Source organism: Paenibacillus sp. UNC496MF, assembly GCF_900113915.1.
In the GTDB taxonomy this organism is placed as follows: domain Bacteria; phylum Bacillota; class Bacilli; order Paenibacillales; family Paenibacillaceae; genus Paenibacillus_Z; species Paenibacillus_Z artemisiicola.
In genome coordinates, this window is sequence record NZ_FORE01000011.1 from 87,556 (window position 1) to 106,523 (window position 18,968).

Consider the following 18,968-nt stretch of genomic DNA (forward strand, 5'->3'; position numbering starts at 1 on the left):
GAGATATAGCAAACGAAAACGCGCTTTCCAATAGCGCTGCCGCGATTTTTTCGCGAAAATCGCATCTTCGGCATAGCTAATGAATTCGCGAAAGAATAGAACTTCCCTTCCGCGTTATTGTTCAACGTTCATCATCTCATTTAAAATAGCATAGACCAATGGAAACGTAACGAAGCCGTCCACATCTCGGAAATGACCGCCGTTTTCAACAGGATAAAAGGAGGCGTCCAATTGTTCGGATAGCTTCATAGTTAGTTCGAACGGACACATATAATCATCTTTTGCGGCCTTAACGGCACGTGAAGCTGTCGCGGAAATGATTTTTCGGTGATCCACTTTCTTCGCTGTAAAAGGATCGAGCGTAGGAAAAGCCGCTAAAGGTTCAGCATAACCGGATACAAGAATAAAGCCTCCAACGTTCGTTAAGGAATCCAGTCCATCTAAATAGTTCAGTAGTGTCATACACGCTAAACTATGGGTTACAAAATACGTGTCGGGATCCAAGAACTTGATTTCATCGGCCAATGCCCCCACCCATTCTTCTTTCTTGGCGTCAGACGAATTTGGCATGCGAAGCACCGAAGCTTGATGACCATCTGCTCTTACTTTTTCTTTTAACCATGGAAACCAATGTTTAGTAGGTGAAGCATAGCCTCCGTGTACAATATAAACGTGTTTTTTCATCGCTTCATCATCCTCTAACCCAAGAGTATTGCAGTTAACGGTATAAATGTATACTAAAAGAAGGATATCCGTTTTGAAAGTAGGCACCTTTTTATCATATAGGAACCTAATGGTGACTAATGGAGGGAAAATGGAATGCTGCACAAGAAGGAGTTACCCGTTTGCCCGGTTGCAACGATCATCGGATTAATCGGCAATAAGTGGAAGCTCTTCATCATTCGGGATCTGTTAACGGGATCCAAGCGTTTCGGAGAATGAAGGAAGGGAATACCTGAAATCAGTCAAAAGGTATTCACTCAGAACCTGCGGGCTATGGAGGAAGACGGAATCATTACCCGGAAGGTCTATGCGGAAATTCCGCCAAGGGTTGAATATGAACTCAGTGATTTGGGCGATACCTTAAGACCCGTCTTTGATATCATGCGAGTCTGGGGCCGGAATTTTCAAAAGACGGTTAATGAATCAGCAGAATAACAGGAGTAGAATCGTTCAATTTTCAATATGTACGCTTTCGAATCCTTGAGACCGATGAATTCCCGGATCGGCTGTCGTCTATATAAACGAAGGCATAATGAACACAAACTATATTGACGAAGAGGTGTTCTGAAAATGGCATTAACGTCCGCATTCACGAGCTTCAACCTGCCTGTCAAAAACGTAGCACAATCGAAAGCGTTCTTCACCGGACTCGGATTCGAGCTCAACCCGCAATTCCCCGAGAACGAGAATTCGATAGCCATCGTGATCGGCGACAACCTGCAGGTCATGCTGATCAATCAAGCCTTCTTTACGACGCTCACGGAGAAGGAATTCGTCGATACGAGTAAATATGCGCAGATGACGATCGCATTGGCCTTCGAGAGCCGGGATAAGGTCGATGAAATCGTGAATACCGCGGTCTCCTTGGGCGGGAAATTGCACGCCGAACCCGAAGATCATGGGGGCATGTATCATTGGGGCTTCGTGGACTTGGACGGCCATCTGTGGGCCATTAACTACATGAACATGGATGCGGCACGAGGTTAGGGCTAACGGCGAGCACGCTCGCGCATAGGTTCAACAAGAAAGACGCCGGGCATCTTCCCCGGCGTCTTCTTCGCGATGCTTAGTTTTGTTCGGCATAGGCTTTGAAATTGTCCATGATCGCTTGCCAGCCTGCTTGCTGGAACTCGACGGGATTGGAGCTTTCCGCGTCGAACGTTTCCATGACCTTCGTCTCCTTCCCTTGCTGGGCGAAAACAATATCCACTCTTCTTCCGTCTTCCATGGTGTAGCCGATCGCCTCATGCCGATTCACGACATCGTAGACGCCGCCAAAATCAAAGCCCATGCTGCCATCCTTCGCTTCCATCCGCGTCAGGAACTTGCCGCCGACCCGCAGATCGTTTTCGGCCCTCGGCGCATGCCAGTCCTCGGACGCTTGATTCCACCGCGTGATGTGATCCGGCTCGGTCCAATAGCGCCATACCTTCTCGATAGGGGCTTGAATGACGGCTTGCACGGTTACTTTGATCGGTTGACTCGTTTCCATGTTAAATAGACACCTCTCTCATGATATTCGTCATTTGGTTATTCTCAATGATATAGACGTAAGCCAATGACGAAATTCATCGGTCCATTCGCTCAGGCAGCCCAAATCGCGAAAATAATGGCGTATGAATGAAGTTTTGAACGTGCAGGATTTGATTGTCTTTGGTTTCGATGACGTGGATGCCCCAGGGTACCAAGCCTGGGCCTTCTTTGCCCGGCATAAACTGGGCCAACGCCGGATAACCGCCATTCACCGTAACGGGCACGAATCGCGAACCTTCGCAATGCCAGCGCGTAAGCGAATAGAAGGCGGACAAATCTTCCTTGCCGCGGATCCACATCTCGAAGGGCGGCATCGACATGCTGCCTTCCTCGTGGAACAACGCGACGAGCGCGGCAATATCGAATTGCTCGAAGGCCTTCACATAGCGGGACAGCAGCTCCTGCTCCGGTTGAACGTCCATGCTGCTGAGCTCATCCGAGCGAAGCTGCGCCCGGGCCATCGTCTCTCGGGCTCTTTGCAAGGCGCTGTTCACCGCTGCCGGCGACATTGCCAACGTTTCCGCGATTTGCTTGGAGGACCATTCGAATACATCCTTCAAAATGAGCACCGCGCGCTGCCGCGGAGGCAAGGTCTGCAGGAGCGCGATGAAGCACAGTTGAAGGGTGTCTCTGCGGACGAGCCGATCCTCCGGATTGCCCCCAAAGTCGGGAGACGGCCAGATCCAGGCGGTATCCGGCAGCGTGTCGCGCGGCTCGACGATGGCGACGGCCGGGTCGAACAGGTCTACGGGAAGCGCGCGGCGTTTGGATTGTCTCAGCTTGTCCAAGCACAGGTTGGAGGCAATCCGATAGACCCACGTTTTGAACGAAGCATCCTGTCTGAACGTGCTCCAGCTCTGCCAGACCCGAATGCACGTCTCCTGAACGGCATCGTCCGCATCGTCCATGGAGCCTAGCATTCGGTAACAGAACGAGGTTAGGCCCGGCTTCAAGCTGGCAAATAATGATTCGTCGAATGCGGTCTCGTTCATCGCGGCCTCCCATAACGATCTCGCCGAAGGGCGGTACCTTCACCCCCCTCTATCGCGGAAATACATCCTACACATTCTACGCCTCCACTACTTGGATAGTTGCGCTAAACCGCCCGATCGTTTAACTAAGGTTCGAGTGCCTTTTAACCTTTAACTCAAATGCTTGAACTGCGGCAGATAATCCCGGTTCGCTTCGAACATCTCGTCGACCATGGATTTGATTTCATTCAAACCAAGCACGGCCGATGTCAAGGGATCGAAGCATACGGCATGGAAAATCTTTCTCGGATCCCCGGTCAGCGCGCCTTCGACAGCCATCTCCTCGCATCTGGCGCTGGTATTCGTCAAGGTAGCCAACTGACTGGGCAGCGCTCCCACATGAATAGGTTCGAGTCCTTTTCTGGACGCCAATACAGGAACCTCGACGCAACAGCCGCCTGGCAAATTATCGATCAGGTTCGTGTTGCGGACATTGCCGTTAAACTTGAATAACGTCCCGTCCCCGATCGTAGCATTGAAAATCGAAGCCGCATATTCCTCGCCTCGCTTCAAATCGATGGGTTCGTCCATCCATCTCTGCATCTGCGCTCTCCAATCGCTCTGCCGCTTCTCGTAGCCTTTGACGATATACGCGTATTCGCCGGGATTCCAGCCCGTTCCGTGCGTGCAGTATTTCTCGATCAAATCGGGCCGCTTTCGGAACCACGCGTTGTACTCCGAGTTATGGCCGCTGGATTCGGTCACGTAATAGTCGAGATGAAGAAACATCTCGTTCCGTACTTGCTCCTCGTTGTAGATCTTGGGATCGTTCATCGCCTCCCGAATGAGCGGATAGGCGTCTTTGCCGTTCCATTGGAAGTCCAAATAAAACGCCTGATGGTTAATGCCCGCGCATAGATAAGTAATTTCATCCTTCGGCGCGCCGATCCATCTTGCCAGCATGGCAGCCGTCCCTTGAACGCTATGGCACAACCCCGTCACGGTGACGTTTGTTTCGCTCTGCATCGCCCTGCACAGCATCGCCATCGGATTCGTATAATTCAGAACGATGGCCTGCGGGCAATGCCGTTCGATATCGCGGCATATGTCCAGCATCGCCGGAATCGTGCGAAGCGCCCGGAATATGCCCGACGGTCCCCGGGTATCGCCGACATTAATATCAACGCCGTATTTCTTGGGGATTTCGATATCTTTGCGCCATACGTTCAAGCCGCCGGCCAGGATCGTGCATACGACCCCGTCCGCTCCGGGAAGCGCTTCTTTTCTGTCCGTATGCGCTTCTACTTGGGCGCGATACTGCCCGGCGGCGATGATTTTCTCCACCGTCTTCTTCGCGTAGCCGAGACGCTCCTCGTCAATATCGACCAGCGAGATCGTACACGCCGCGAATGCGGGAAACGTTAGCAGATCGCGAACGAGATTTTTGGTAAAGACGAGACTGCCCGCACCGATAAATACGATTTTTTTCATCGTTAATCCTCCCTTAGCATAGCGTAACGGGTCCCAATATGACGCCGGGTCATCCTTTGATGCCCGTCGTTGAAATCCCTTGAATAAATGTACGCTGGGCGAAGAAGAACAGAACGATGATCGGCAGCGTCGCAACGGTCGAAGCCGCCATCAGCATCCCCCACCTTGTGCCGTATTGACCGATGAATTGCTGCAAGCCAAGCGAAACCGTAAATTTCGTTTCATCGCTCAAATAAATCAACGGCCCCATAAAATCGTTCCAGTTGTTGATGAACGTGAATAACGCCACCGTAGCGAGCGCGGGCTTGGCAAGGGGAAGAATGATCTGCCAGAACGTCCGGAATTCCGAGCAGCCGTCAATCTTTGCCGCCTCGGACAATTCGTGCGGGATCGTCAGGAAAAACTGCCTCAGCAAGAAGATGAAGAATGCCCCGCCGAAAAAAGCAGGTATGATGAGCGGCTTAAAGGTGCCCACCCAACCGATTTTCTTGAAAATCACGAAGATGGGAATCATCGTCACCTGGGAGGGCAGCATCATGGTGCTGAGCATGATGATAAACAGCGCGTTCCGCCCCGGCCATTGGATTCTGGCGAATCCGTAAGCGACAAGCGCCGAAGACGCGCATGTGCCGACCATGGCCCAAACGCAAATCGTTAACGTGTTGGTGACATACTTGCCGAACGGAACGAACGTCAGCGCTTCCGGGAAGTTGGACCATAAGAATTTATCCGGAATCCACTCCGGCGGCCAGATAAAGATCTGCGCTTCCGGCTTCAATGCGGTAGACAGCATCCATACGAACGGAAATAGAAACGATAGGCCAAGTACGATCAAGCCAATATGGGTAATGACATGCGCGATGGTCCCCCTGCTCCGCTTGCTTAAACTCCTCGAACCTTCCGCTTTAACCGCTAGCATTCGAACACTCCTTTCACGGCATCCGCAATAAGGCGGAAGGAAGCCGCTTCCTTCCGCCCGGCATCGGAACGTTAGTTATCTTTGGCGATTTCGGCCTCGACTTCTTTCTGCAAATTCTCCAGCGCTTCCTTCGGATCCTTGTTCGCGGTCATGACGGATTCCTCGGCTTTCGCCGCCCGATCCCAATAATACTGCTGTACCGGAATGACAGGCGTTATCTGCGCATTGGGGCTTCCGAGCAATTCGACGAACGTTTTCCTGGCCGGAATTTCATTGATGAAGTCCTGGTACGCCTGTTTCTCCGTAATGATCGGCGAAGGCGGAATCCAGCCGCCTTTGGTCAGCATGCTAGCAGCCCAATCTTCGTTATGGTAGCCCGTCAGCCACAGAATGAATTCCCATGCTTCCTTCGGATGTTTGGCCTTTTCGGGAATGATGTTGAAATTCCCGTTGACCCAGGTTGCATTCTCTTTGCCCGATCCTTCGGGGTAAGGGAGCGGCGTAATGCCATACTTCAGATCCGGCGCGTAGTTTTTCAAATCCTCGAGCCGCCACATCCCGTCCATGGCGAAGACCTGTTTGCCGCTCAGGAACGGCCAAGCTGAATTCACGTTGGACGACATGCTCTTGTTGAAGGCGGCTACTTTCTTCGGATCGAACTTCTTGGCATAAGATTGGAACCATTCGAGCGTCTTCAAGTTGTTCGGATCGGTCGCCGTTGGGTTACCGTCCTGGTCCGCCCATTTTCCGCCGAACGACGGCGACCACATCGTAAGACCGCTTGGCATATAGCCGACGCGCTGAATGAACCCGCGGCTGTCCGTCTTCCACAATTTGTCCTGCATGGCGTCAAGCGCTTCAATCGTCTTAGGCGGGTTGTCCGCATCGAAGCCTTCTTCCGTCAATATATCCTTGTTGTAGAACATGGCAAACGAATTCATGGAGAATGGAATCGCATACATGTGTCCGTCGAATTTGCCGATGTCTCTTACAGTCGGATACATCCAATTTTCAATATCCGGCGCGTCCGCTTGGATGTAGGGGTCGAGCGAGGCAATGGCTCCCTTCTTTGCCCACGACGGAATGATTTGGTTCCATTGTGTCATGACGTCCGGCGGATCTCCTCCGGCTTGCGCGGTAAGAAACTTGGCGTTGGCATCCCCGGTAATGGACAGCGCATTCACATGGATGCCCGGATGCGACTTGTTGAATTCATCGACAAGACTATCGATCAGTTTCTTCCAATCGCTCGTCCACATATGCCAATATGTAACTTCAACGACTTTTCCGTCCCCTTTGTTTCCTGCACTGGAAGGTTGATCATCGGCGGAATCGGCTGCGTTCGGATTGTCTTCCTTCGTCGAGTTCGTGCCCGACGAAGAACATGCGATTAAACCGACGGACATGGCGGTAATGAGTGAAGTTGCGATCAATCGTTTAAGTAGCATAGATTTACACCTCCGGTATTGTCTATCTTTCTCCCCCGTAGAACACCCAGCGCGCGGAACTCCTGAATACGAGCAGCGTAACCGCCATGATGAGCAGGAATAAGATCCATGCCATGGCCGAGGCAAGTCCCATATGGAAGTAAGAGAAGGCGTTCTTGTACAGATACAGCGAGTAGAACAAGGTAGAGTCGTTAGGACCGCCGGACGTAATGATATACGCCTGGGTGAAGTACTGGAACGATCCGATTAGACCCATGATGAGATTAAAGAAAATAACCGGACTTATCATCGGCAGCGTGATGTAAACGATCTTGTGCCACCAGACGGCCCCGTCGATTTGCGCCGATTCATACATCTCCTGCGGGATATCCTGCAGACCGGCAAGATAAATAATCATCGAGCCGCCGACACCCCAAAGCCCCATCACGATCAGGGCGGGTTTGGACCATGACGGATCGACAAGCCATCCCGGACCGGCGATGCCGAGGGCATTCAGCATACTGTTGACCAGCCCGAACTGCGGGTCGAAAAGCCACAGCCACAAGATGGAGGACGCCACGACCGGAACGATGCTGGGCAAATAAAAGATCGTTCTGTAGACGACCATTCCTTTGATCTTGATATTCAGCAGCAGCGCCAAAGCGACGCCGAAAACGATGCCCAGCGGAACCGCGAAAACGGTATAGTAGATCGTGTTGGAAATCGATTTCCAAAACAAAACGTCATTGAACAATTGCGTGAAATTGCTGACGCCCACCCAAACGGGCGAACTTACCGCATCGTAATTCGTGAAGCTGTAGTACAACGACAATAGAAACGGAATCAATGAGAACACGGCAAAACCGACCAACCACGGCGATACGAAGAGCAAGCCGTTCCTGAGGTTTTTTTTCGTCATGCTGCTCATCTTGTCGGGGGTTGAACGGATTTGAAATGCGTCTCCAATCTCGGTCCTTGCGCTCGTCAAGCGGTCACCTCCCAGAAACGACTCGGTAAAGCGGTTACAACGCGACATATCGGACGTTTAATTCCACCTCCATCGGCCCTCCTTCTTTCATATATTTAACTGACATGGCCATTTTACCCATATACGTTGGATGGGTATTTATAAATAAAAGGACAGTCTTTGTAAAAAAGAACACGCTAATCCTCGTGGCTGGCTATATGGTCTTTTCGCCATAGGGAGGGCGATGCGCCCGTCTCTTTTTGAAACCAAGCGGAGAAGGCGTGGATACTGGGAAACCCGACTTGCTGGGCGATTTGCTGTATATTTTTATCCGACAGTTTAAGCATCGTTTTGGCTTCCGACATGCGGTATCGTTGCAAATATTGTTTTGGCGATAAGCCGTAGGTTTTTTTGAACGAGGCGCGTAATCCGCTCTCGGATACGTGCATCATTTTAGCCAGCTCGGAAATCCGAATTTCCTTATCGATATTGGTGCGAATATACGCGGAAATGGTACCCAACGTAACCCGGTTATCCCGGTTTTCGACGCATTCCAATAAAAACAACAAAAACAGTTGGACCCACGTCCGAACGAATTGGTGAAACAGTTTCGTCGCGCGCAAGGATGAAATGTGGATCCAGATGCTAAACAGTTTCTCGTATCGTTCCAGCGCATAGTACGCAAGGGGAAGCAAGCATAGCGATTCTTCATTCGTGATTTGATGAAAGAGCTGTCGATGCTCCAAGGACAACGGGTCCACTTGCAAGACGGCGATGCGAATCGGCGTCTTGGAACTGAAATCATGAGGCACGCCGGGGTTAATCAAAATGGCATCCCCCTGCTGAATCGAATAGTGCCGGTCTTCTGTATAAACCGCGCCGCTGCCCAACATCACGACGGCGATTTCAAAATGGGGATGTTTATGCATCCCCATTTTCCACCCGGATGGGTAGTTATCGATTGCGGTGTATAACGATGGCATCTCGTTCATCATTTTCCTCCTCTTTTTCACGATTGTTGTAATAGAATGCTAGAATGTCGCTCCTTCTCTCCAAATAAGCCCAATGAAACCTTTTATTTACTGAACCGCATCTTATTAGTTTTCTCGCTGTTCTGCGCGAACTCCCTTTATGTGCATGAGCCTTTCTAGCGCGCATAGCAAAAAGACGTGCGGGGTTTATTCGCAAAAAACCTCGCACATCGCTCACTCCGGATCGCGAGTGAAATAAAAAAGGCTACCGGAAGGTAGCCTCGGCTTGCAGCTTATTTCGCGCTCAATCATTGCCGTTCCGTTATTGAAAACAACCTCAACATTCGTTTATTTATCTCAATATAGACGCCCGCCGGCTGCTGCGAACAAGTCAGACGCGGCGAAGCCGGGGTAGAAGGTGTCGAGGATAGCCATGGACGGCACGTCGACTTTGGCGATCTCGCCTGTGTCGAGCAGGATGTAGCATTCTCCGGCCTCCGGGCAAAGCGCCATTTTTCGAGTTAGCTGAGGAAAATACGTCGAGAAGGTCCCTCCTCTGCCATATCGGGTCAGCAGGTGCTCCGAAACCGCCATATACTGATTGTTCTACGGATTGGCGGCGCCTTCCAGCGGAAGAGCGATGAAAGGGTTGAAGGCAATCACCGGAATGCCCCGTTCGCCAAGTCCCAGATGGGTGTCCGGCGGGATCGGGTACCCTGGTTCGGAATCCACCTCGATACCGCTCTGCGTATCGTAGATGTCGACATGTCCGGGAACGATGATATTGCCCCAATTCGGAATAAATATGTTGGTCAGAGGCGTAGTGAGAGCGATACGCCCCGGCAGTATGGCTGTCACGACATCATAACCCGTAAGCGAGTACAGCAGGTAAGAGGTAGACGCCTCATAAATAAGCGCCGATGTAGGGTAGATGGAGATGATCCGGTCGCCATAAGGATCCCCCGCCATGCGGAGTACGCCGTCTGGCTGGATGAGCGATCCGAGCAGTTCTCCCGTCGCCGGTTCAATCCGCAGCAGCCGCCCGTCATCGGCTGCATATAAATCCCCGCCAGCCAGCATGTCCGCGAAGACAGCGCGGGGAGCTGCAGTCGGAATATAAGCGGCGAACGACCGCAGATCAGATTCGACCATGAGGATCCCCGTTTCATTTTCCGAGGAGAGGTACAAATAGGTTGGCTCAGCAAAAACGATCGGGATCATGAATTGCCCCGCACCTCCTCCCTCCGCGTTGTAAGCCCTTACGGATAACGCCACGCCGTACGATCCCGGACCGGCAGCGACAGCTCTGATCCCGACCAGGTCGAACCCGGCGAACGCATAGGTTTCCGCCGAGCCGTCCGTGATCGTAAATAAATGTTGCGCGCATACGGTCATTGGGCCGCTATCTCCGGTACGCGTATACGTTTCGAGCAGCATATTAGCGTAGTTCCCGGATTGGTTGGCTGCGATAATCACCATCCCGGCCATCCGGCCCGGCCCTATATTGGCGATTAAGCCCGTATCCCACTTCATATCGACTCCCCCTTCTACGTCATGCTTCACTATCTTATGCCGCATGAACGGTAAGGGGACAGGCGCATGCGCGGCGGGGTTGACCAAGCGAGGGAACTTGAGGTGATCAAATAAAAAAAAAGCCGCGGAATTCGCAGCTTTTGATGGGATCATGTTCTTGTCCGCCCGACTGTGATCGGGAAGTTTGTTTTGAATGTCTGTTGCAGGGATGCTTCCTTCAGGCCTCTCTCCTGGGAAGGACCCAGTTGGGGCGCGGGAAGTGGCAGGTGTAACCGTGCGGATAGCGTTCCAGATAGTCCTGGTGCTCCGGCTCCGCTTCCCAGAAGTCGCCGACAGGCGTCACTTCGGTAACGACCTTGCCCGGCCACAGATTCGACGCGTTCACGTCGGCGATCGTGTCCTCCGCCACCTTTCTCTGCTCGTCGCTCGCATAGTAGATTGCCGAACGATAGCTTGTGCCGATATCGTTGCCCTGACGGTTCCGCGTCGTAGGATCGTGGATTTGAAAGAAATACTCCAGCATGCGCCGATAGCTCGTCTCCGCTGTATCGAAGACGATTTCGATTCCCTCCGCATGCGTGCCATGGTTGCGATAGGTCGCGTTCGGAGTGTCGCCGCCGGTATAACCGACGCGAGTCGAGACGACGCCGGGAAGCTTGCGGATCAAGTCCTGCATGCCCCAGAAGCATCCCCCGGCGAGTACAGCGCGCTCATGCATGTTAAACCCCCTCAGCCTGATCGGGATATTGCCCTAGCCCCCGCTCTCCATGTCGTCGCGCGTTGGGAAGGCAATTTTTTTTGACTAACTTGGACCTTCGCGAGACCATCAACCATTATACCCGCGGTATGCGTGACTCAAACCTTCTGCCAAGTTGGCAGCCCTCATGATGTTCAACTGATCAACACGTCGGAAAGAGGAACAATCCCTCCTGTCACCGCGCCTGACTGCGCTTAGGAAGGCGTTTAACGACCAAATCGTAAGATTGGTCAATCATGGCAAAGATATCCCGCTCTGACAAAGAACCCGCGAGAATAATCGTATTCCAGTGCTGTTTGTTCATATGATATCCCGGTCGAACGTCCTCGTGCTGCTCTCTCAAGCGCTCCGCAATCACCGGGTCGCATTTTAGGTTCAAGTATCCTTTTTCCTCATAAAAAAGAGCGAAAATTTTACCTGCAATTTTTATCGCGGTTGGATCGGGTTCCCCCAAAGGATAATCCTGAAATGCTCCTTTTTTGTGTAGACAGTAATCGATGAATTTATTGTTCAACCGGATCATCTCCTTCGGAATGAGGTCGTATCGCCGAGCATCCCCGCGGTCTCAGCATTTCAATGCGCGGCGTTTCGAGGGATATGTTCATCAATCAGGGAAACAGCAAGTTGAACAGACAGGCGCGATGTCTTAATGACGCCCTCTTTGGCAAGCTCGCTCATTACGCCACTGACCGCTTCGCGGCTAGCACCGAGCATATTGGCAATTTCTTGATGGGAAAGAGGCAGATCGATCCGCGCATATCCGTCTTGAATGACGCCGAATTTTTCGCTCAGCGTGGAAAGAAGATGAAGCAAGCGTCTTCGAAGACCATGAAGCGCCAGCTGTTCCAATTGATCCTCCCGCTCCTTTAACCGGTCACTGAGGGTTTTAAGAAATTTAAGCGCGAGCTGAGGCCGATTGATCATCAGGCGTTCGAATTGAGGCTCGAACATGGTGCATAGAAGCGACGATTCCAGCGTTTCGATATACACCTGTTTGGTTCCGAACGAGAATGCATGTAACCCGCCGAATATGTTACCTCTTGTGAGAATGCCAAGCGTGAATTGTTTTCCGCTTTCGTTCAGTTGATAGAGTCTAAGCTTGCCCTCCTTGACGAAAAAGAGCCCATCTTGGGTGGACTCCGGGGTTTGAACCAATGTGTTTTTTGTGACCCAATTGAAATGATGGATGGTATCTAACTGGTCGATTTCTCTCATCTCTTCACGCGACATTTCGTCAAAAATGCTGATTTGCGATAAATACCAGAGCTTGTTCATTGAATATCGTGCCTCCAAATGGTGTTAGCCAGTGAACAGACAAGCCCCCATTACAAGCCGGCATGCGTGCCGAGTCGAACGGATAGCGGCAAAGGCCGGCAAACTAGCTGAAAACGCACTTCGTGCCCGGAGCTCTTATATTCTGAAACTTTGTATTGGCGATATCCATCTTACCATGTACAATTGGATTCCATTAGATCCACTTTATTATAAAAATCGACATACCACTTATTCGTGAAGGAGGTCCGTTCGAAGTGACGCCTACGGAGCGGTAAACCCGATGGAGCGATAAACAGAAAAATCCCCTCGAGGGGGATTTTTTCTCATTCGGCGCGTTACCAGGCCGACGATGACAAAGGCGTCGATGAATGCCTTAAGCCGAGAGGAATGCCCCAATTCCGCATCGGAGAGACGAACACGTATTTATCGGCGCGCCCTGCCGTATTTAGTTGTACCACTTCACAACATCATCAAACGGTCTGCGAGTTTTCGGTCCCGGCTCTTTTTTGCGATAACCGAAGGCGGCCATCACGGAGATGGTAAAGCGTCCGTCTTCAAGCAGCCCTTCCTCGTCCAACAATCGATTCATTTTCTCACTATCAAAGCCTTCGATCGGACAGGAGTCTATGCCGATTTGCGCAGCAACCGTCAGCATGTTCGCAAGCGCGATATACGTCTGCTTGATGGACCAATCGGTAAGAAACCGATCATGATCCAGGAGCTTGAAATCATTTCGCTGGAACTCTTCGAGTATTTCAAGTCGCCTGGCCAGGTATTCCTCCGGAACGTCTCTGGCCTGTTGCTCCTTCAGGTAGGCGGAGTCATATCTCATATCCAGCGGGGTCCGAGCCAGAATAATGACGAAATGACTGGCCTCCGGCAATTTGCTCGCCGCTCCATACGAAACGTCTTTAATTTTGTTCAGAAGCCGTTCGTTTTGAACAACGACGAATCTCCACGGCTCCGTGCTAAACGTGCTGGGCGAGAGCCGGCCCGTTTCCAAAATAAATTCAAAGTCGTCGTCGGGGATGGTTTTGCTTGGGTCGAACTCTTTGGTAGCATGCCGAAAATGAAAAGCTTTCAATATTTCTTCCTTAGTTGTCATGATCGATTCTCCTTCTTACAGCTTTTTTAGTTCTCGCAAGATTTCCTCCGGGCTTTGACGCTGCATGAAATTCGGATTGACATAGGAGGAGCGGATAATGGCGTTCTCATCGATCATGAATGTGGCCGGAACCGGCAAAACCCATTTTGAGGTGTTATTGTACTCCGCAAGATCGAGTCCGATACTCTCCATGAGTCCCTTTACTCCAGGCGGAACGTCGAAAAGCAGATTGTACTTGGCCGTTACCAAGCCGTTCGGATCGCTAAGGACCTGAAATTGCAATCCTCCCTTTTCCTGTAGGGATAACGAATGATCCGGCTTTTGCGGGCTAATCGCGATAAGCTGCGCGCCCATCGCCCGAATATCCGGCAATATCTGCTGGTAAGCCCTTAATTGCATATTGCAGAAAGGACACCATCCGCCGCGATAGAAAACGAGCACGACCGGCCCTTTCGCGAGCTCTTCGAATAAGACGAGTTCCCGGTCCAGCGCGTTTGTTAATTTAAAGTCCGCCGCCTTTTCGCCCGGCTGCTTCCCGGAAGCGACCCCTGATTTCTGAAGTTCCTCAATCATTTGACCCATCTTGATCTGCGCTTCCATCGGTGAATTCGCCTTAAACTCCTGCGCGGCCGCTTCCAACTGCTCGGTTAAACTCGGGTTGCCCATCGTTCTGTAACCTCCACTATCAACGGATAGCTCGATTATAAATCCAACTGATAACGGAGTTCTGTGAAGTAGATTACAGTTCTCCGTCACAAGAGCCGAACGTCCACCGGACCTTCTCGACACGCTGACCGCGTTATTGAAATGGTTGTAAAAAAAGAGGTATCAACAAGCGGGGCTATTTCGGTCAACGACAGAGTGTCGTTCCTTGCTGTCATGCAAAGACTTCTGCCTGCGTACTTCGGAAACTATTGGGATATGCCCACGGGGTTTGACGATTGGAAAGCTTCGATCGACGCGACCATGGACCCGAATCGAAAACCGGCGATATGGGATGTACGGGATGCGATGCGTACGATCCAGACCCCGACGCTCGTTCTGATCGGAGAGCATGACTTCATCTGCGGGACAAGATGGGCCAACGAGATGTCCGCCGCTATTCCCGAGTCGACGCTTGTAACCATCGAGCAGTGCGGACATATGGGGCATGTGGAGAGGCCGGAGTTGTTTTCCAACGCGGTGAGGGAATTCGTTATTAAATAGGTTACAGCGGCCTGCGGTTTGATGCCTAACCGTTAGCGCAACGACGGCAGCCGATCGTTCTGATGCCGGCTTGCGCTGAGACTGCAACAACCCGCCGTGACCGATCGTTGGGACGATGCGCGGGACGATTGCAAATCCTTCCCCCATTCTTACGCCCATCCCACATCGATGGAAATGCAGCCAATACATGAAATAATTGCAAAACCAGCTAGATATTATCGCGAATGCCCCTATATAATAGTACTTATGTCTGCTTGAATTCGGATTGGAGTTCAACGCAATAACTATGTGCAGGAGGCTTTCGCAGGTGCAGCTGGCAAAACGAATTTTACAATTAGCCTTACCTTCCATCGCTACGTTCTCATCGATGACCTTTACGGGCTTACTCGTGCTTATGATCGTAGGGAAGCTTGGCGCGGCGGCCATCGCGGTCGTCGGCGTTACGAACATTCTCATTTACAATATGTGGGCACTGTGCGCCGGCATCCAGAATGCGATCAACTATCTGGTCGCCCAAAATTTCGGCTCCGGCGAAATGCGTTTAGCCAACCAACGGATGCAGATCGCGCTGCTGTTGACCGGTATACTCGCGTTCATGTTGTTAGCGGGCAGTCTGCTCGCGCCCGAGCTCATTCTGAGGGCGATGGGGTTGAATGAAGAGATCGTCTCGCTTGGCTCCGATTACGTAATGGTGCGGATGATCGCGCTGATGTTCAATATTTTTAGCGGTGCGTTCTTCGCCTACTTCCGCGCCATTGGCGACACCAAGACACCCATGACGATAGCGCTCATTAATAGCGGCCTGGTGGTCGTGCTCACGTACTTGCTGGCTTACGGAAAATTCGGTTTCCCGGATCTGGGGCTTCAAGGTGCCTCGTGGAGCATCGTGATTGCGGAGCTCGTGCAGCTCGGCATGTGTCTTTGGGTGTATTACGGCTACCTGAACGCCACGCTGCTGACCCGGAGCCGCGAGCGGTTCGACCGGAAGCAAGTCAAGCTGATGATCAGCGAAAGCGCGAAGCTCAGCACGATGGAAATGTCCAACAGCCTAGGAATGCTGGTCTTTACCATGTGCATCTCCCGCCTCGGGACAGTCGCCATCGCGGCGAACGAAATCGCTTTGAATATCCTGTCGTTCGGGTTCATGCCGTCGAACGGCTTCGGAGCCGCAGCCACAATCGGCACGGGACAGGAAATCGGAAAAGGACGGCCGGAGGAGGCGAAGCGCTTTGGTCTGATGACGGTCGTGCTAGGCGTCCTGATGATGGTGCTGATCTCCATCCTGATGTTCATCTTCGCGCTTCCCATCGCGAAGCTGTATACGCCGGAACGGGCGGTATACCTGGCCGTCATTCCGCTGATCCATCTGGCGGCCTTTATTCAACTATTCAATACGTCGGGCATTATTTTCGGCGGAGGGCTGCGCGGCATTGGCGATACGGCGTATCTGTCCCGCGTGGCGTTCGTGCTCAATTGGATCGTCTTCATCCCAGGTACCTTGCTGCTGACCGTAGTACTGGATTACGGCCAAGTCGGCGCCTGGATCGCGCTGTGCGGTAACATGGTGCTGGGCGCGCTGTTAAACGGCTTGCGATACATCAAGCTGGACTGGAGCAGAACGCGTGTCAAGTCGGGAACCGTCCAGGCGGCCCGCATGGCTTCGCACTGAGTTATCCGGCGAGCGGTGCCGATAGGATGTCCTTTCAGTAAAAAAGTGCCCTCTAGTCACGACTAGAAGGGCACTTTTTCTTCTTGCAGCCCTATCTCGGGAAACCATTGGCGCGATTTCCTGGTCAGTAAAGTACGCCTGCCGTGGATTTCTTCTTTTATCGCGCTGGCCGGACCTCCAAATCGGATTGCAGCACATACCGATGAATAAACCACTCCGCGATGCCTATGACGATCGCGATGATTACGATTTCCCCGACGCTCAGACTCCAATTAAAGGAATCAGCCGCAAGCCATAGAAGAACATAAGCCAATATGGCATCCGCGATCGTGGCTACCGGGTTGTTCGTTATCCGTAAAATCAGTTGATCGCCCACGAAATAAGCAATGATCGTAATAACGGTAGCGGTCACAACTGCATGCCACAGCGAGGCGTGGGCGTAATACATCAACGACGCGACCATGATCGCGCCGTTGACGATCCATTTGAGTACGAACTTCAATGATATCCCCCCAACAGAATCCGCGCTCCTTGACTTGCGCACATGTGTTTATAACGTTTGTCGAACGTGAAGGAGCTATACTTGCCAGCTTCAGACAATTAAACTCCTTGTCGTGCGAGTCCGACGTCGCTTTGCCGCCTTTTCGGCCGATTTCCTGATAAAGACCCCTTGCAAGACGCCGTCGACGGATATTCCGTCAAAAGCAAAAAAACCGAGATTCCGTTCTCGGGCTCGTTCGCCATACGATTCGTTCGTTCATCAGGTCCACCAAGCCCGGACTATGTTCGTTCGGGCACCGGGAATCCTGCGGGCGGCGGCGTAACCGTGAAGGCCTCGCCGTTGCGGCTTGGCGACTTGCCGTAGAGCACTTCGCCGGTTAAGCAATGAGCGGTTACCGGATGAAAGTAACGAATGAGGACGAACGGCTAATGGTTCGGTTTCCAATCGAATGACGGGAAACCCGGAGGGACATACTCTAATTGGCAACCCGCGCATCCTAGGTCCAGCCAATTGCACTAAGTTCGAGTTCTTGAACGGCGTGTTGGAGGTGATGAACAATGACATCTAGCCGCAATCATCAAGAAGCCCATGGGATTGGCCAAGCCGAAGCGCAATTGAATCGGCAGGCCAAGGCAGCCGCGGCCATCCAAGGCGCGAACGAAACCGATCAAGCCATTATGGAAACGGCAGAGCGCGATGAACATACCTCCCTCGACGAGGTCATCGACGCGGAAAATTCGTAATTCCGGTTAATTGTTGAACTTCCAATACAAAAAACGGCGCTTCAAGACGCGAACCTAACGTCTCGAACCGTCGTTTTTGCATTCTCCTATTCGCTTTGGTCCCAGCCCAGCCCCGGATTATACAGGACCCGCAACTTGTTTCAATTGCGAAAACTCCGCGGTTAGGCCTAGACCGTTAATCCAAAGCACGAGCTTGATCGATCCAAAGGATGAACTGCTGCACGTATCGCTTCAGATACTTGCGGGTTGTGTCATCCGTTAAAAGTCGTCGTTCCGCATCCACCTTATCGGTCACTTGCGAAACGTACATTTTATGAAAAGGAAGAACGCAGGCTTGAATGGCCTCCAATGTCTGTCTAATTTGCTGCTGCGACAGGATCGTACCCTTGACGCCCGGAGTCGCGCCTACCAGCCCGACCGGCTTGCTGCGCAGCGCGGCGGTTTTGCCCGGAGTCGAAGCCCAATCCAGCGCGTTCTTCAGTACGCCGGGAATGCCCGAGTTGTATTCGGGGCTGACAATGATGACGCCATCGACCCGTTTGATCGCTTCGCGGAAGCGCCGGACCGGTTCGGGACCGTCTCCATGATCCAAATCTTCGTTATACAACGGAAGATCCGCAAGGGAGATCCACTCGAATGCAAGAGATGCATCCAACTCGGGTATAGCTTCGGCAATGATGCGATTGAACGAGTGTTGTCTTAAACTTCCAACGATCAATCCTACCGTTTTTGTTCGATGTTCAGGCGCCAATTTGTTTTCCTCCTTAGACTTAACGACCGTCATTCGCAATGAATCAGCCTTCGCACAGCTTAACCATCCGTGGAACCTTATTCGAATCGGCCTTGCTCCCTTTTTAATTTCTCGGGCGTTACGTCAACGCCGTTCGGATCATAAATGGTCACATTCATGAGAATGCTGTTGATCGAGCCGCGAAATTGCTGGAGATATTGTTGACGAAGAGCAGCCTGCTCCGTTTTTTCCGTTTCGCTTAATCCATTCATCATTTCCATTCTGGATAACTCATTTATTCTTTGTAGTAGGCTACGCATACTCGACTCCCCCTTAAAATAATGGCATAGATCCGCTTGAATAAATATCTTTAAATCATATATCTTAATATAAAGATATAACATTTTCTTTACCAAGTCAAGGGCATCGTTACACGAACCATCCCT

At 51.8% G+C, this 18,968-nt stretch carries 22 protein-coding genes and 1 pseudogene; 5 read left to right on the forward strand and 18 right to left on the reverse strand.

Annotated elements, in window-relative coordinates; all coding sequences use genetic code 11:
- Window positions 1–114: 114 nt before the first annotated feature.
- Window positions 115–684, reverse strand: coding sequence for an RBBP9/YdeN family alpha/beta hydrolase (locus tag BMZ79_RS20030; RefSeq protein ID WP_090642920.1), 570 nt, complete (start codon window positions 682–684; stop codon window positions 115–117).
- 135 nt (window positions 685–819) lie between these two features.
- On the opposite strand from BMZ79_RS20030, the pseudogene BMZ79_RS20035 reads away from it, so the two are divergent.
- Together BMZ79_RS20035 and BMZ79_RS20040 are read left to right on the forward strand one after the other, a co-directional pair.
- Window positions 820–1,158: pseudogene (locus BMZ79_RS20035) on the forward strand (winged helix-turn-helix transcriptional regulator).
- 135 nt (window positions 1,159–1,293) lie between these two features.
- On the forward strand, window positions 1,294–1,710 hold the full coding sequence (locus BMZ79_RS20040) for a VOC family protein (protein ID WP_090642924.1): 417 nt from the start codon (window positions 1,294–1,296) through the stop codon (window positions 1,708–1,710).
- A gap of 79 nt (window positions 1,711–1,789) precedes the next feature.
- On the opposite strand, the gene BMZ79_RS20045 is transcribed toward BMZ79_RS20040, so the two are convergent.
- The 14 genes from BMZ79_RS20045 to BMZ79_RS34350 all read right to left on the reverse strand — a co-directional run bounded on the left by BMZ79_RS20045 (window position 1,790) and on the right by BMZ79_RS34350 (window position 14,338).
- Window positions 1,790–2,215: an SRPBCC family protein gene (locus tag BMZ79_RS20045; protein ID WP_090642927.1), complete on the reverse strand. Its 426-nt coding sequence runs from the start codon at window positions 2,213–2,215 to the stop codon at window positions 1,790–1,792.
- A gap of 76 nt (window positions 2,216–2,291) precedes the next feature.
- On the reverse strand, window positions 2,292–3,248 hold the full coding sequence (locus tag BMZ79_RS20050) for a sigma-70 family RNA polymerase sigma factor (RefSeq protein ID WP_090642929.1): 957 nt from the start codon (window positions 3,246–3,248) through the stop codon (window positions 2,292–2,294).
- A gap of 150 nt (window positions 3,249–3,398) precedes the next feature.
- Window positions 3,399–4,718 carry an alpha-galactosidase gene (gene melA, locus BMZ79_RS20055; RefSeq protein ID WP_090642932.1) on the reverse strand — a complete coding sequence of 440 codons (1,320 nt, stop codon included), beginning with the start codon at window positions 4,716–4,718 and terminating at the stop codon, window positions 3,399–3,401.
- 49 nt (window positions 4,719–4,767) lie between these two features.
- On the reverse strand, window positions 4,768–5,637 hold the full coding sequence (locus BMZ79_RS20060) for a carbohydrate ABC transporter permease (RefSeq protein ID WP_090642933.1): 870 nt from the start codon (window positions 5,635–5,637) through the stop codon (window positions 4,768–4,770).
- A gap of 71 nt (window positions 5,638–5,708) precedes the next feature.
- On the reverse strand, window positions 5,709–7,211 hold the full coding sequence (locus BMZ79_RS20065) for an ABC transporter substrate-binding protein (protein ID WP_218154734.1): 1,503 nt from the start codon (window positions 7,209–7,211) through the stop codon (window positions 5,709–5,711).
- Entirely contained in the window at window positions 7,108–7,992 is an 885-nt protein-coding gene (locus BMZ79_RS20070; protein ID WP_090643568.1) for a carbohydrate ABC transporter permease, read from the reverse strand. Before BMZ79_RS20070 ends, BMZ79_RS20065 begins: the two co-directional genes overlap by 104 nt.
- 236 nt (window positions 7,993–8,228) lie before the next feature.
- Window positions 8,229–9,023, reverse strand: coding sequence for a helix-turn-helix transcriptional regulator (locus BMZ79_RS20075; protein WP_177222229.1), 795 nt, complete (start codon window positions 9,021–9,023; stop codon window positions 8,229–8,231).
- Window positions 9,024–9,359: 336 nt separating this feature from the next.
- A complete protein-coding gene (locus BMZ79_RS20080) occupies window positions 9,360–9,596 on the reverse strand; it encodes a hypothetical protein (protein WP_090642941.1) in 237 nt (78 codons plus the stop codon).
- Window positions 9,597–9,608: 12 nt separating this feature from the next.
- A complete protein-coding gene (locus tag BMZ79_RS20085) occupies window positions 9,609–10,535 on the reverse strand; it encodes a hypothetical protein (RefSeq protein ID WP_090642944.1) in 927 nt (308 codons plus the stop codon).
- Between the two features lie 217 nt (window positions 10,536–10,752).
- Entirely contained in the window at window positions 10,753–11,253 is a 501-nt protein-coding gene (gene msrA / locus BMZ79_RS20090; RefSeq protein ID WP_090642947.1) for a peptide-methionine (S)-S-oxide reductase MsrA, read from the reverse strand.
- A 214-nt stretch (window positions 11,254–11,467) separates the two neighbouring features.
- On the reverse strand, window positions 11,468–11,806 hold the full coding sequence (locus BMZ79_RS20095; RefSeq protein ID WP_090643572.1) for an MmcQ/YjbR family DNA-binding protein: 339 nt from the start codon (window positions 11,804–11,806) through the stop codon (window positions 11,468–11,470).
- 59 nt (window positions 11,807–11,865) lie between these two features.
- Window positions 11,866–12,567, reverse strand: a complete 702-nt coding sequence (locus tag BMZ79_RS20100; protein ID WP_090642949.1) for a Crp/Fnr family transcriptional regulator — start codon at window positions 12,565–12,567, stop codon at window positions 11,866–11,868.
- A gap of 445 nt (window positions 12,568–13,012) precedes the next feature.
- Entirely contained in the window at window positions 13,013–13,672 is a 660-nt protein-coding gene (locus tag BMZ79_RS34345) for an NAD(P)H-dependent oxidoreductase (protein ID WP_177222230.1), read from the reverse strand.
- A 15-nt stretch (window positions 13,673–13,687) separates the two neighbouring features.
- Window positions 13,688–14,338: a peroxiredoxin-like family protein gene (locus BMZ79_RS34350; RefSeq protein ID WP_177222231.1), complete on the reverse strand. Its 651-nt coding sequence runs from the start codon at window positions 14,336–14,338 to the stop codon at window positions 13,688–13,690.
- A 213-nt stretch (window positions 14,339–14,551) separates the two neighbouring features.
- Between BMZ79_RS34350 and BMZ79_RS20110 the strand changes: the two genes are divergently transcribed.
- Both BMZ79_RS20110 and BMZ79_RS20115 read left to right on the forward strand, forming a co-directional pair.
- Window positions 14,552–14,878: an alpha/beta fold hydrolase gene (locus BMZ79_RS20110; protein WP_256252908.1), complete on the forward strand. Its 327-nt coding sequence runs from the start codon at window positions 14,552–14,554 to the stop codon at window positions 14,876–14,878.
- A gap of 286 nt (window positions 14,879–15,164) precedes the next feature.
- On the forward strand, window positions 15,165–16,547 hold the full coding sequence (locus BMZ79_RS20115; RefSeq protein WP_256252909.1) for an MATE family efflux transporter: 1,383 nt from the start codon (window positions 15,165–15,167) through the stop codon (window positions 16,545–16,547).
- Between the two features lie 157 nt (window positions 16,548–16,704).
- On the opposite strand, the gene BMZ79_RS20120 is transcribed toward BMZ79_RS20115, so the two are convergent.
- Window positions 16,705–17,049: a DUF2512 family protein gene (locus tag BMZ79_RS20120; RefSeq protein ID WP_090642957.1), complete on the reverse strand. Its 345-nt coding sequence runs from the start codon at window positions 17,047–17,049 to the stop codon at window positions 16,705–16,707.
- 557 nt (window positions 17,050–17,606) lie between these two features.
- On the opposite strand from BMZ79_RS20120, the gene BMZ79_RS20125 reads away from it, so the two are divergent.
- Window positions 17,607–17,792: a hypothetical protein gene (locus BMZ79_RS20125; RefSeq protein WP_090642960.1), complete on the forward strand. Its 186-nt coding sequence runs from the start codon at window positions 17,607–17,609 to the stop codon at window positions 17,790–17,792.
- A gap of 175 nt (window positions 17,793–17,967) precedes the next feature.
- Here the strand turns inward: BMZ79_RS20125 and BMZ79_RS20130 are convergent, their stop codons facing one another.
- Both BMZ79_RS20130 and BMZ79_RS20135 read right to left on the reverse strand, forming a co-directional pair.
- Entirely contained in the window at window positions 17,968–18,543 is a 576-nt protein-coding gene (locus tag BMZ79_RS20130) for an NADPH-dependent FMN reductase (protein ID WP_256252910.1), read from the reverse strand.
- A 77-nt stretch (window positions 18,544–18,620) separates the two neighbouring features.
- Window positions 18,621–18,842: a DUF896 domain-containing protein gene (locus BMZ79_RS20135; protein ID WP_090643574.1), complete on the reverse strand. Its 222-nt coding sequence runs from the start codon at window positions 18,840–18,842 to the stop codon at window positions 18,621–18,623.
- Window positions 18,843–18,968: the final 126 nt, after the last annotated feature.

What these genes read in the sequence shown, in the direction of transcription:
- BMZ79_RS20030 (WP_090642920.1), bottom strand. Translation starts at nt 684, where the DNA reads ATGAAAAAACACGTTTATATTGTACACGGAGGCTATGCTTCACCTACT.
- BMZ79_RS20040 (WP_090642924.1), top strand. Translation starts at nt 1,294, where the DNA reads ATGGCATTAACGTCCGCATTCACGAGCTTCAACCTGCCTGTCAAAAAC.
- BMZ79_RS20045 (WP_090642927.1), bottom strand. Translation starts at nt 2,215, where the DNA reads ATGGAAACGAGTCAACCGATCAAAGTAACCGTGCAAGCCGTCATTCAA.
- BMZ79_RS20050 (WP_090642929.1), bottom strand. Translation starts at nt 3,248, where the DNA reads ATGAACGAGACCGCATTCGACGAATCATTATTTGCCAGCTTGAAGCCG.
- melA (WP_090642932.1), bottom strand. Translation starts at nt 4,718, where the DNA reads ATGAAAAAAATCGTATTTATCGGTGCGGGCAGTCTCGTCTTTACCAAA.
- BMZ79_RS20060 (WP_090642933.1), bottom strand. Translation starts at nt 5,637, where the DNA reads ATGCTAGCGGTTAAAGCGGAAGGTTCGAGGAGTTTAAGCAAGCGGAGC.
- BMZ79_RS20070 (WP_090643568.1), bottom strand. Translation starts at nt 7,992, where the DNA reads ATGAGCAGCATGACGAAAAAAAACCTCAGGAACGGCTTGCTCTTCGTA.
- BMZ79_RS20075 (WP_177222229.1), bottom strand. Translation starts at nt 9,023, where the DNA reads ATGAACGAGATGCCATCGTTATACACCGCAATCGATAACTACCCATCC.
- BMZ79_RS20080 (WP_090642941.1), bottom strand. Translation starts at nt 9,596, where the DNA reads ATGGCGGTTTCGGAGCACCTGCTGACCCGATATGGCAGAGGAGGGACC.
- BMZ79_RS20085 (WP_090642944.1), bottom strand. Translation starts at nt 10,535, where the DNA reads ATGAAGTGGGATACGGGCTTAATCGCCAATATAGGGCCGGGCCGGATG.
- msrA (WP_090642947.1), bottom strand. Translation starts at nt 11,253, where the DNA reads ATGCATGAGCGCGCTGTACTCGCCGGGGGATGCTTCTGGGGCATGCAG.
- BMZ79_RS20100 (WP_090642949.1), bottom strand. Translation starts at nt 12,567, where the DNA reads ATGAACAAGCTCTGGTATTTATCGCAAATCAGCATTTTTGACGAAATG.
- BMZ79_RS34345 (WP_177222230.1), bottom strand. Translation starts at nt 13,672, where the DNA reads ATGACAACTAAGGAAGAAATATTGAAAGCTTTTCATTTTCGGCATGCT.
- BMZ79_RS34350 (WP_177222231.1), bottom strand. Translation starts at nt 14,338, where the DNA reads ATGGGCAACCCGAGTTTAACCGAGCAGTTGGAAGCGGCCGCGCAGGAG.
- BMZ79_RS20110 (WP_256252908.1), top strand. Translation starts at nt 14,552, where the DNA reads ATGCAAAGACTTCTGCCTGCGTACTTCGGAAACTATTGGGATATGCCC.
- BMZ79_RS20115 (WP_256252909.1), top strand. Translation starts at nt 15,165, where the DNA reads ATGTGCAGGAGGCTTTCGCAGGTGCAGCTGGCAAAACGAATTTTACAA.
- BMZ79_RS20125 (WP_090642960.1), top strand. Translation starts at nt 17,607, where the DNA reads ATGACATCTAGCCGCAATCATCAAGAAGCCCATGGGATTGGCCAAGCC.
- BMZ79_RS20135 (WP_090643574.1), bottom strand. Translation starts at nt 18,842, where the DNA reads ATGCGTAGCCTACTACAAAGAATAAATGAGTTATCCAGAATGGAAATG.